The organism is Candidatus Microbacterium phytovorans (assembly GCA_029202445.1).
Classification (GTDB): Bacteria; Actinomycetota; Actinomycetes; order Actinomycetales; family Microbacteriaceae; genus Microbacterium; species Microbacterium phytovorans.
Map to the genome: position 1 here is coordinate 188,661 of CP119321.1, position 11,969 is coordinate 200,629.

Annotated in this window: 10 protein-coding genes; 1 reads left to right on the plus strand and 9 read right to left on the minus strand. The window is 66.8% G+C overall.

Annotated elements, in window-relative coordinates; translation table 11 throughout:
- Positions 1-13: 13 nt before the first annotated feature.
- The 9 genes from P0Y48_00865 to P0Y48_00905 all read right to left on the minus strand — a co-directional run bounded on the left by P0Y48_00865 (position 14) and on the right by P0Y48_00905 (position 10,657).
- Positions 14-1,093 carry an NAD-dependent epimerase/dehydratase family protein gene (locus tag P0Y48_00865; protein ID WEK13795.1) on the minus strand — a complete coding sequence of 360 codons (1,080 nt, stop codon included), beginning with the start codon at positions 1,091-1,093 and terminating at the stop codon, positions 14-16.
- A gap of 6 nt (positions 1,094-1,099) precedes the next feature.
- A complete protein-coding gene (locus tag P0Y48_00870) occupies positions 1,100-1,810 on the minus strand; it encodes an IspD/TarI family cytidylyltransferase (GenBank protein WEK13796.1) in 711 nt (236 codons plus the stop codon).
- A gap of 28 nt (positions 1,811-1,838) precedes the next feature.
- On the minus strand, positions 1,839-3,128 hold the full coding sequence (locus tag P0Y48_00875) for a polysaccharide pyruvyl transferase family protein (GenBank protein WEK13797.1): 1,290 nt from the start codon (positions 3,126-3,128) through the stop codon (positions 1,839-1,841).
- Positions 3,129-3,136: 8 nt separating this feature from the next.
- Positions 3,137-4,081, minus strand: a complete 945-nt coding sequence (locus P0Y48_00880) for a LicD family protein (GenBank protein WEK13798.1) — start codon at positions 4,079-4,081, stop codon at positions 3,137-3,139.
- A gap of 360 nt (positions 4,082-4,441) precedes the next feature.
- Positions 4,442-5,155: an IspD/TarI family cytidylyltransferase gene (locus P0Y48_00885; GenBank protein ID WEK13799.1), complete on the minus strand. Its 714-nt coding sequence runs from the start codon at positions 5,153-5,155 to the stop codon at positions 4,442-4,444.
- A 4-nt stretch (positions 5,156-5,159) separates the two neighbouring features.
- Positions 5,160-6,878, minus strand: coding sequence for a CDP-glycerol glycerophosphotransferase family protein (locus P0Y48_00890; GenBank protein ID WEK13800.1), 1,719 nt, complete (start codon positions 6,876-6,878; stop codon positions 5,160-5,162).
- On the minus strand, positions 6,875-8,014 hold the full coding sequence (locus tag P0Y48_00895) for a CDP-glycerol glycerophosphotransferase family protein (GenBank protein WEK13801.1): 1,140 nt from the start codon (positions 8,012-8,014) through the stop codon (positions 6,875-6,877). Before P0Y48_00895 ends, P0Y48_00890 begins: the two co-directional genes overlap by 4 nt.
- Positions 8,011-9,222, minus strand: a complete 1,212-nt coding sequence (locus P0Y48_00900) for a polysaccharide pyruvyl transferase family protein (GenBank protein ID WEK13802.1) — start codon at positions 9,220-9,222, stop codon at positions 8,011-8,013. The genes P0Y48_00895 and P0Y48_00900 overlap by 4 nt, the downstream gene beginning before the upstream one ends.
- Positions 9,223-9,253: 31 nt before the next feature.
- The gene (locus tag P0Y48_00905; GenBank protein WEK13803.1) at positions 9,254-10,657 is read right to left on the minus strand and encodes a bifunctional cytidylyltransferase/SDR family oxidoreductase; all 1,404 of its coding nucleotides are present in this window, start codon (positions 10,655-10,657) and stop codon (positions 9,254-9,256) included.
- 154 nt (positions 10,658-10,811) lie between these two features.
- Here P0Y48_00905 and glf point away from each other — a divergent pair, with 154 nt between their 5' ends.
- Positions 10,812-11,963: a UDP-galactopyranose mutase gene (gene glf / locus P0Y48_00910; protein ID WEK13804.1), complete on the plus strand. Its 1,152-nt coding sequence runs from the start codon at positions 10,812-10,814 to the stop codon at positions 11,961-11,963.
- The last annotated feature ends 6 nt before the right edge of the window (positions 11,964-11,969 follow it).

Genomic DNA, 11,969 nt, shown 5'->3' on the forward strand with positions numbered 1-11,969 from the left:
GCGTCTCCGCCGGTCAGACCGTGAGCGTTCCGCCCGCGGCTCGGAGGACCTTCATCATCCGATCGACGCCATGGGCGAGGTCGAATGCCGGCGCCCAGCCGAGTGCCTCCAGCTTGTCGGATGCCAGCGACGAGTTGTCCATGAGGTTGTGGACGACGGTCTCCGAGCCCGCCGGAAGGTCGAACCGCACCTCGACACCGCCGGCGTGGGCGACCGCCTCCGCGAGCTCGCGGACCGTGCAGATGGAGTGAGGATTGGAGATGTTGTAGGCGTTGGCGGGTTCGCCTCGCAGCAGCACGGTGAGGATCGCCGACGCGCAGTCCAGCGAGTAGCAGTACGACCGCAACTGGCTCCCCGCGCTCTTGAGGATGACGTCCTCGCCGGCGAGAGCGCGACGGGTCACCTCCGCGGACACGCGGTTGTCGGCATCCCGGATCGAAGGTCCGTAGATGTGCCCCGGGCGCACGATGACCGACTCGAGTCCGTACTGCATGCCGTACGCCACGCAGAGGGATTCACCGGCCCGCTTGGAGGACGGGTATCCCGCTCGGCGGTTGAGGATGTCGAGGTAGCCGAAGTCGTCCTCGCGGAATGCGTCCGTTCCCTGGCGTTGACCGTAGACCTCGCTGGAGGAGATGTAGAGCACGCGGCGCGCCGACGTCGCGCGGCCGAGGTCGAACATGGCGGACAGGCCCACGATGTTCGCGAGCATGGTGTCGACCGGACGCTCCATGTAGAGCGCGGGGTTCGCATTGCTCGCCCCGTGGATGATGTAGTCCAGCTCCGCCCCGAGCTCGACGGCGTCTCCGGAGGTGGCATCGTAGGGCACGAAGACGAAGCGTTCGTCGTCGGCGAAGCTGGAGAATCGATCCCGAGCGTCCTGCTCGCGACGTCCTGCGACGTAGACGGTGATGTCCGCGTTCCACTCCCGATTCATGTGGAGGAGAAGGTCCACCACGGAGGAGCAGATCATGCCGGTCGCGCCCGTCACGAGGATCCGCGTGCCGAACAGGTCTCGCACCCCGGGGATGCTGTCCAGCGCGACGCGCAGGTCTTCCGCGTACGCGCTGGACGTCGGTGAGTCGCTCGTCATCGTCGCTCAGAGTGCCGCGTGGCGGGCGTCGAGGATCGATTCGAAGATGTAGAGGTCGTCCATCGTCGTGATCTTCAGGTTCTGCTCCGAACCGGCGGAGAAGTACACCGTCTCGCCCAGCTCGTGCATGAGGACGCAGGATGCCGCGGTGTCGCCGATGCCCCGAACCTTCGCCTGCTCGTGCGCCCACATGAGCGCGCCGAGCGTGTAAGAGTGCGGCGTCTGCGTGCGGAAGAGCTGCTCGCGGGGAATCGACACGGTGGAGGAGACGCCGCTGTCGTCGCTGCGGAACACCGCCTCTACGCAGGGGATGGCCGCCACGGCGCTGCCGTTCGCCTTGAACTCCGCGATGTTGTCGGAGATGATCTCCGACGAGACGAGGCAGCGGTTGCCGTCGTGGATCATGACGATGTCGTCGTCGGTGGAGCCTTCCTCGCGGATCTTCACGAGACCGTTGTGGATGGACTCCTGACCGGTCGAGCCACCGGGCACGATCGCCTGCAGCTTGGTGATGCCGTACTGCTTCGCGTACGCCGTCACGACATCGATCCACGAGGGAAGGGTGACCACGACGATCGCATCGATCGCGGGGTGGTTTTGGAACGCCTCCATCGTGTAGACGATCAGCGGCTTGTTCTTGACGTGCATGAACTGCTTGGGGATGTCCTGCTTCATCCGCGAGCCCGTGCCGGCGGCCGTGAGAAGTGCGGTGATCATGTGGAGCTCCTGGAGGTGGGTCGGCAGGTCACTTGCTGGCGCGGAGGATGCGCGGCAGATAGTCGTCCACGCTCTCCTTCGCCTTGTCCTTCATCGCCGTCAGTCGGACGTCGTCGATGCCTTCGGCCTTCGCCCTCTCCATGGCGTCGACGATGAACTCCGGCGAGAAGTCCTTCTGCTTGATCGCGCGCTCGGGATAGCCGATGATCTCCATCAGCTTCTCGACCTTGTCGTTCCACGACAGGATGACCGACGGAACGCCCATCGTGAACGCCGCGATCGACGAGTGCATACGACAGGTGATGATCGCCTCGTAGCCGTTGATCGTGTCGACGAGGACCTCGTCGTCGACGGGTCGCTCGACGAGGTAGGAGTCGGGGAGCCGGAGCTTCTTGAGCACGCGCTTGCCGAGCGTCACGTCGCCGGGGAGGCCGTTCGTGAAGAACTCGAAGTCGTACCCGCGCTCACGGAGCACGGTCGCGATGCCGGCGAACAGCGCCGTCCACTCTTTCGAGCCGAACTCGACCCCGTAGCCCTGGAGCGAGTTGCCGCGGATCAGACCGATGCCGATCTTCTTGCGCTCGACGGAGGTGTCGATGCCGTACGCCTCCTTCATCCAGAACGCGGAGTCGGCGAGCAGCTTCACCTTGTGGCCGGGGCCGGCGCACGCCTGCACTTCGGTCACGTTGTCGCGTGCAGAGACGTACGTCACGGCGGAGGAGCGGATGGCACGCTTGAGGATCGTGCTGCCGAAGTCGCGCTCATCGAAGGCGCCCGCGCGGCCGATCGCGTTGTAGACGACCTCGAGGCCGTGCCGTTCGGCGTACTCGCTGATCAGCAGGAGCGACCAGTGGTACTCGTTGTAGCTGTACTCGAGGAGACCGGCGCCGTCGATGACGATGTAGTCGACCCCCTCGAGCTTCATGTCGAAGTAGCTCGCGAGGCGCTTGCGGTAGTTGCGGCCGAACCGCCAGATGAGGTGACGTGCGCGGCTGATGAGGTTCTGCGTCGCCTTGCTCTTGGCCTTGCGTCCGCGACGCTGCAGGTCGAGGAAGAGCTTCTCGGTGAGACGGCCCTTCTCGCTGTAGCGGTAGTAATTGCGCAACCGGCGCTCGCGCGCATCCGGGATCTCATAGATCGTGTCGTTGCGGCCGAGGAGATCGACCTCTACATACTCGATCTCGATGCCCGGCTCCGCCTTCTGAAGGCCGTCGGCGATCAGGTGCTCCAGGCTCCGAGCGATGAACATCTCACCGAGGTTCTCGCTCTTGACGAGTCCGCACATGGCGATCTTCACGGTCTTCGTGTCTCCAGTCATCGGTGACGTCACGCCATCTCGTCTTGCATCTCGTCGTCGTCGGCGACCGGGAGGTCGTCGACGGACTCGGTCGGGGCCCCCACGACGAGGGGCTTCTCGCCCGGCTCGTGCGGGAAGAAGGTCACGAAGTCGTGGCGGGGCACCCGCTTGTGCACCGGGAGCCACTCCATGTAGTTCGCGCCGTACAGCTGGCGCAGATACGTGTCGTATCCGGCCGGGGCCGGCAGGAGGTGCCCCTCGAACTCCAGGCGGATCACGGGAGCGTATTCGGCCTTGACGACCCGTTCCTCGGTGGTGTGGACGTTCGTCATCATCACGCCGACGTAGTCGGAATCGTCGAAGTGGAGCGACGTCGCGTGCTCGATGACCTTGTCGAAGAGCGGACCGACGCCGATGGACCGGTAGACGCGCGTGGCGATGCGGTTGCGCAGGATGCGGTACGGGTTGCGGCCGCGGTACTTGCGGACGTTCCGCGCGTGACGCACCCGGTCTTTGCGGCGCTTGATCTCCGCGTAGTGCTCCCGGTTGCCCTCCGGCGTGTCGGGAAGGCCTTCGATGGGGAAGATGTCGAGGAAGATCGGGTAGACCTTGCCGCCGATGCCGCCCTTCGTGCGCTTGGCGACGAGGATCCGCTCGGAGTAGAGCTTCCAGTGGTAGGCGAAGTAGCGCTGGGACGAGTTCGGAGGCATCAGCTCGAAGTCGCCGATCCGGCCGCCGGAGAGCTCCATGAGCTTCTCGCAGTCCTCGCGCGGCATGTTCACGTCGACGTCGTCATCCCAGGGGATGAACCCCTTGTGACGGGCCGCGCCCAGCAGCGTGCCTCCGGAGAGGTAGTAGGTGAGGCCGTGTTCTTCGCAGAACGTGTCGAACGCCAGCAGGAGCTCGAGCATCGCCGCCTTGTGGTCGGCGTCGGATGCGAGATCCTTGAGGTCGCTGTAGGTGTAGTCCCGCATTCCTTGATTTTCTCCTCTAGGACGCATTCGTCTTCTCGGGGCGGTGCGATCTCGGCCGGTGACGATGGGCCGTCGGCCTCGTCACGACTGAGCCTCCACTCGCCACCACGGCCATCGCGCGAGCCGGTCGAACCGGCCGGTTCGACCGCATTTCGCGGCGTGTGGACCGTCGCAACATCCTACCCCGGCCTCGCCAGCGCGCGTTGCGGGCCACCGCGGACTGCCGCAACTTCGCATCCAGAGGTTCGGCGAGCGTCCGTGTGAACGTGCCGGTGAAGTGGTGCGCTTCTGCCGTTTCCGAATGCCTCTTGTCTCGGTGTCGCGCGACGGTGAGATGCTGCGCGCGCGCCGAGACGGCGGTCAGCCGCCGATCTGGCTGCGTTCGATCACGTCGAAGAAGGCCCGGCAGATGTAGTAGTCCTCGGCGGTCGTGATCTTGATGTTCGAGCGGGGGCCGTCGACGCGGAAGATCTTGTGGCCGTAGCGCTGCAGCAGGGTGGCCGTGTCGATGGAGTCGTCGTCGCCGTCGGACACGGCTCGGTCGTAGATCTCGAGCGCTGTGCTCAGGCGGAGGCTCTGCGGCGCCTGGGCGATGTACAGGAAGTCGCGGGGGAGCACGTCGTCGATCTCGTCGCCGGCGGCGGAGACGATCGTCTCATTGCCCTTCGTGCACGTGATCGCCGCGCCCCGCTCTGTCACCGTCCGGATGTTGTCGGAGATGAGCTGCGCCGTGATGAGCGGACGCACCCCGTCGTGGATGAGGACGACGGCATCGTCGGGGCATTCGGCGGCGACCGCGCGGATCGCGCGGTGACGCGACTCTTGGCCGGTCGAACCGCCGTCGACGATCCAGGTGACTTTCGTCAACTCGTACCGCTCGACGAGCTTCGTGAAGTGTGCGCGCCAGGCCGGGAGGATTGCTACCGCCACACCATCGATCTCCGGGTGATCCTGGAAGTGCTGCAGCGTGTGGACGATGAGCGGCTTGCCGTGGATCTCCAGGAACTGCTTGGGCAGATTCTGCGACGACATGCGTGAGCCGATGCCGCCGGCGAAGATCAGCGCGATGTTCATGTCCTCAGTCTCCTCGACTCGTCGTCGAACTCGTGCCCGACGCTGCGGGCGATCCTGCCTGCGCCGGGCTCTCCCGCAGGATGAGCCAGTCGATCACCCGGTCGCCGGCTCCCGTGTCGATCCGGTCGAAGTTCTCGGCGCGGAATCGTGCGCGCTTCTCGTCCTCGAAATCCCCGCGCGTGAGCGCGTCGAGGAGATCGGCGAAGGTTTCGCACACGCGCCCTGGGGCCGTCTCCGCGTAGTCGCGGTGGAACCCCCGCGTCGCAGCGTAGACGGCGCGATCGGGAGCGAAGAAGAGCATCGGGCGGTCGAGGAGGGAGAACTCGTAGATGATCGACGAGTAGTCCGTGATGAGCACGTCGGTCACGTGCAACAGCCCCAGACCGTCGGCGTACTTCGTCACGTCGAAGAAGCGGTCGCGGTAGCGGTCCGGGATGGGGACCCGCTCCGTGACGAAGTGGTGCATGCGGAACAGCACCACGGTGTCGGGTGGGCACGCGGCGGCGAGCGCGTCGAAATCGATCAGTCCGTAGTCGTAGCTCGCGGAGTGGTACGAGGCGCCGCGGAACGTCGGCGCGAACAGGACGATGCGTGTGCCCCGCAGCCGCGGATGCTCCGCGTAGAAGGCATCGACGGATGCCGTGGTGCGCTCCTCGTCGAGGAACCAGTCGATCCTCGGCAGCCCGGTCGGTATGACCGCCTGCTCTTCGATGCCGAAGGCCTCTGCGTAGACGGGGCGCAGATGCTCGGAGCCGCAGATCGCGAACGTGTACTGCCGGTGGGGCTGGCTCAGGTGCGGCGAGTCCGCGCTGCCGAATCTGCTGTAGCCGACGGACTTGAAGCCGCTGCCGGCGTGCCAGAGCTGGATGACCCGGGTGCGTCTGTCGATCGTGACGGTGTTGAGGAGCCCGAAGTAGTCATCCAGCAGGACCACCTCGCTCGTGGCGAGCAGACGCAGGATGCGGACGGTCGTCAGCCACCCCGTCGTCGCGGGGAGCCGGAACGACGTGCGCAGGTCGAAACGCCGATCCAGGCCTCGCTCGATCATGCGTTCGTGGACGCGGAGGAGATTGCCGCCCATCGTCGCCTGCTGATCGGAGGCGAACAGGATGCGCCCCGGTTGCGGGCCCCGCACACGCACGATCGTGAGGTAAACCAGCCGCACGAAACGCTGGCGCAGCCGCAGCTTCCCGACCAGTCCGCGCAGCCGCCCCCTCAGCCCTCCGCGCGCGCCCGAGCCGCCGCGATGCAAATGGTAGGTGTGAATGAGGAACTCGAGCCTGCTCGGATCCTCCGCGCTCTCGCTCACGCCGTACGAGACGGTCAGGGCGGCGGAGTGAGCACCGTAGAGGAAGACGCGCGACGCGTCCTCGAGGTCGCCGAGGCTGCCGCCGGGGAAGGATGCCACCGCCACGGCAAGCCCGTCGACCGACGCCCGCACGCGCCACGTTCCGTCGGGCACTGCTCGGCGCTGGGCGAAGTTCGTGACATTGACGTGCACCTGGAAGTGTCCGTCGCCCGTGTCGGTCGCGGGCACCTCGACCACGCGGCGGCCGCTCACGAAGGCGAAGGTGACCGCCGCACCCCCGGTGCCGAGCGCCGAGTCCGCCGCTGCGCCATCCGAGGACAGACGCAGCCCGATCGTCACGTGGATGCGTTCCCAGGAGATGCTCGTCACCTCGAGGGTGGCGTGGCGATCGATGCCCTGCTGCGGTGCGGTCACGGTTCGCCTCGCCGACCGGAGGAAGGGAGCCCGCCCAGGATCTCGTCGACCACGCGCGATGCGGCGCGCCCGTCGTCGTCGGCGCCCCGTTCGGCGAGGATCCGCTCGACCCGCTCGCGGTGGCGGGTGTCGTCGAACTGGATCACCTGTTGCACGAGCTGCGCATGCGACGTGGCGCGGGGGAGGGCGCGGAGGTCTTCCGATCGCTCGGCGCCAGACGCGTGGGGATCGAAGACGAACGCCGGCCGTCCCGTGAGGAGGAAGTCCGCCAGTGCGCCGGAACGGTCGGACATCGCCGCGTCCGCGATGAGGAGCAGTTCCTGTTCGTCGGGGTACGGCGTCGCGTCGCGGCAGAAGTACGGAAGACCTGCGAGCACCTGGGCGGAGAGGGATGCCGTCGCCGCCGGGACGCGGATCAGGATCTCCCACGTCCCCCCGAATCGCTCCGAGAGCGCGTCCCGCACCCGTGCAGGAGCCAGCCCGGTCACCGAGGCGGGTGTGCGACGCGGTGGGGTGTAGAGCAGGAACCGCTGACCGGATTCGGCCACCCCCAGTCGATCGAGCACCTTCTTGCGCACGACGGCGACGCGGTCGGCCGAGGCGTCGACGAGCGGGTCGTTGCGGGGATGACCGAGCGAGGATGCCGGTGCGTCGCGGCCGACGTGAAGCCATTGCTGCGCGGGGGAGCGCACGGCGCCGCTCGCGCGAAGCGCTCCGCCTTCGTGGACGACCACTTTCGCGCCGGCGAGCGCGCGGAAGAATCGCGCCGTGCCGTAGCGGACGAAGTGGAACTGTCGCGGGAACGGCCCGACCGACCCGTCGCGGAGCACCCAGGTGATGGCCACTGCTGCGCCGCGACGCAGCAACTCCTCCGCGATGTACTTGGCATCCGAGTCGTACTCGCCGGTGGCGCTCATCAGGACGAGCGAGTTGACGTCCACCGTGGTGCGCGACGCGAGCCGGCGCTTGCCGTACATCGACAGTCGCCGGTCGATGCGACGGGCGATGCTCTCCTGCACGAGGAGTCGGACGCCCCGCACCGTGAGATGGACGGCGCGGACGAGGATTTCGACGAGGCGGAAGGGAGCGCCGACGATCAGCGCCAGCAGCTTGCCCTCGAGGAGTGTGTCCATCATGCGCGGCCCCCGGGCAGATCGTCGAGGAAGCGAACGAGCTGCCGTCGCGTGCGCTCCCGCAGCTCGTCGCGACGCGCGTAGTCGGGATCGGGCAGGTCGTTGTCGACGAGGAGGCGGGCGATCCGGGCCGGATCCAGTTCCTGTTCGGTGAAGTACCGGTCCCGAAGCCCGGTGATCTCGGTGAGGAACTGCAGTTTCTCGCCCCAGATGAGTCCGACGACGGGAACGTCGAGCGCGTAGGCCGTGATGCCGGCGTGCATGCGGGCGCTGAGGATGATGTCGAAGTCGCCGACGACGTTGACGAATTCCGCCGACGTCGTCGGCCTGTGCAGCAGCTGCTCCGGGCGGAGATTCATCTCGGCGACGAGCGACTGGCCGAAGTCCTGGTCGACCCTCATCCCGTTGGAGAAGAGGGCGAAGTCGGCGTCGGCGCGCCGCAGTTCCGTGATCAGCTGACGGTAGAAGTTCACGACACCGTCCGGGGAGAGCTGGCCGCCGTAGACGGAGAAGTTCTTCGGGTTGAGCAGATTGATGCCGATCCGCGGTGTCGCGCGAGGTTCGCGGGGGCGCCGTGGCTCGAGGATGTCCATCTCGTTCAGCCAGAAGACCGGGTCGCCCACGCGCTCGGTGACGATGCGGTCGGTCTGCATGTACCGCTCGTCGAGGGTGTCGATGTCGTCGCGGGTCGTGATGACCTTCACGTTCTCGGCGTTCAGGGCCGATTTCAGTCGCTGGCAGCGGATGTCGGTCTCGCTGTAGCCCTCGACGCCGACGGCGTTCATCATGACGGGGATCCCGCGCCTGCGCGCGTTGCTGAGGATGAGCTCGTCGATGTAGTTGAGCCCCTGCGTCTTGAACTTGATGAAGCCGCCTCCCGTGAAGACGACGGCATCCACGTCTTTGATGCGGTCCGCGAAGTACCAGCCGAGCTTCGTGCGCCAATACAGCGAGTGGTAGAGGTATGCGAACCGGCGGCTGCGGACGAGGGAGAGCACGGGACGCTCGAAGACCTTCATGATCGACGCCACACGGTAGTTCACGCGTCGCAGACCCGAGTGGGCGCGGGCCTGCGCGGGATCGACGTCGATGTCGACGAGGATCGTGTCGGGGTCGTGCGTGCGCAACAGGTACTTGGTGGCCTCCACCAGCAGGTAGTCGCCCACGTTCTCGTTGGTCATGAGGCCGACCACGCCGATCGTTCTCGTCATGCGCGGGCCCGCATCGCCCGAGACGACCCGCTCATGCGGATGCCGGTTCCGCGCCGCGCATCGCCGCCACCTGCACGGTCACGATCTGTCCCGTGAGCTCCGACGCGGCCACGTTCAACGTGACGCGCGCGACGTCTGCCGGATCGAGCAGCGAGTCGAGCGGTTCGTCTCCGAACGCCTGCGTGCGCATCGGCGTGTGGGTGCGCTGCGGGTTGATGCAGTTGATGCGCACCCGTGACTGCTCCCACTCTTCGGCGAGGGCCTGCGTGAGGTTCACGACGCCCGCCTTCGTGGCTGAGTACGCGCTGTACCCGGCCCTGCCGCGGGTGTAGGAGCTGGAGGTGAAGAGCACGACCTGCCCCGATGTCTCGGCGAGGTGCGCGTGCGCCTCGCGGGCGACGATCGCCGGGCCGATGAGGTTCACCTCGATCGTGTCCTTGAGGTCGCGCTTGCGGCTCTCCACGAGCGGCGCGATCCGAAGGACCCCCGCCGTGACGATCACCACGTCGATGCGGCCGACGGCATCTTTCACCTCGGCAAGGGCGCGCCGGACGGCCTTGGCGGACTTGATGTCGGTCCCCGTGGACGTGCGGCTGAACTCCGACACGATGGCGCCCGCCTGCCGTGCCTGTTCCACGATGCTCTCGCCGATGCCGTAGCTGCCGCCGAACACGACGACGCTCTTGCCGGTGAGGTCGGGGACCGAGGTCATGCTCTCCAGCGACAGGCTCGCCGACTGGAGCTGGAAGAGCTTGTCGGCGATGTGCACGTCGATCGGCTCGGTGACCTTCATGTTCTCGGCCGTGCCGTCGACGACGTAGATGGGCACGTCGGGGAGGTAGGTGAAGACCACGCCGCAGTCGTCGGTGGCTTTGAACGCGGGATCGCCCGCGGCGATCTCGTAGGCGCGGCGGATGGTGCCGAGCCGGAAGGCCTGCGGAGTCTGCCCGCGGCGGAGCATCGAACGGTCGGGGATGCCGGTGATGATGCGGTTCTCGTCGACGCGGATGATCGTGTCGGCAGAGGGGATCGCGGTGTCGACGGCGTCGAAGTCGTCGAGTGCGCGCACGCAGTCCTCGATGATGCGGTCGTCGATGAACGGCCGCACCGCGTCGTGGAACAGCACCTTGGTGTCGTCGCCCTCGATCGCCGCGATCGCGAGCTGCGTCGTGTCGTTGCGGGTCTCGCCGCCGGGCAAGATGCGGGTGAGCTTGCCGAACCGGTCGTTGTCGAGGAGGTGGTCGAGCTCGCCGATCGCGGCGGCGTTCATCATGATGATGATCTCGTCGATCAGGGGGCTGGCGTCGAGCGCTTCGAGCGTGTGCTCCACGATCGCCTTGCCGGCGATCTTGATGAGCTGCTTCGGGATGCCGAGGCCGACGCGAACGCCGATGCCTCCGGCCAGCACGACAGCGACGGTGCGGGGTGAGCTCACGCATCAATCCTACGGGGCCGGTCTCGGAGACGCCCGCGTGAACGGCGGCGCAACGCCCGATGAACCGCGCCGTATCGGGACGGAGCCGGGCGGGAAGGCTTCGTAGGATCGTGGGGCGGGGCAGGGTGCCGCGCGTCAGAAAAGGGCACTATTCATGGATCTCCTCGTCGTCGGCTCCGGGTTCTTCGGCCTCACGATCGCGGAGCGTGCGGCATCCTCGGGTCGACGCGTGACCGTCATCGACCGTCGCGACCATCTGGGGGGCAACGCCTACAGCGAGGTGGATGCCGAGACGGGAGTGGAGGTGCACCGCTACGGCGCGCACCTCTTCCACACGTCGAACCCCACGGTCTGGGAGTACGTCACCCGCTTCACGGCGTTCACGGACTACGTCCACCGCGTGTACACGAATCACCGCGGCGTCGTGTATCCGCTCCCGATCAACCTCGGCACCATCAATCAGTTCTTCCAGGCGGCGCACTCGCCGACGGAAGCCCGTGCGCTCATCCAGGACCTTGCCGGCGAGTTCGATCCGAAGTCCGCCCAGAACCTCGAAGAGCGTGCGATCGGTCTCATCGGGCGTCCGCTCTACGAAGCGTTCATCCGCGACTACACGGCCAAGCAATGGCAGACCGATCCTCGGGATCTGCCGGCCGAGATCATCAGCCGCCTCCCCGTGCGCTACACGTACGACAATCGCTACTTCAGCGACACGTGGGAGGGGCTGCCCGTCGACGGCTACACGGCGTGGCTGGAGCGCATGGCCGATCACCCGAACATCGAGGTGAAGCTGGGCGTGGACTTCTTCGACGAGACTCAGCCGCTGCACAAGCGTGCCGCGGTCGGGCAGGTCCCGCTCGTGTACACGGGGCCGATCGACCGCTACTTCGATCACGCCGAAGGCGCGCTGTCGTGGCGGACGCTCGACTTCGAGCGCGAGGTCGTGCCGGTCCGGGACTTCCAGGGCACGAGCGTCATGAACTACGCGGATGCCGAGGTGCCCTTCACCCGCATCCATGAGTTCCGTCACTTCCATCCCGAGCGAGACGAGCGGCACGCGCAGGATCGGACGGTCATCATGCGCGAGTTCTCGCGCTTCGCCGAGAACACGGACGAGCCCTACTACCCCGTGAACACCGCCGCCGACCGCGACCGGCTGCTGGCCTACCGCGAGCTGGCGCGCGGCGAGGGCGACGTCCACTTCGGTGGGAGGCTGGGCACCTACCAGTACCTCGACATGCACATGGCGATCGGCTCCGCGCTGTCGATGTGGCGCAACGACCTGGCTCGAGCCGCGGAACTCTGAGGTCCG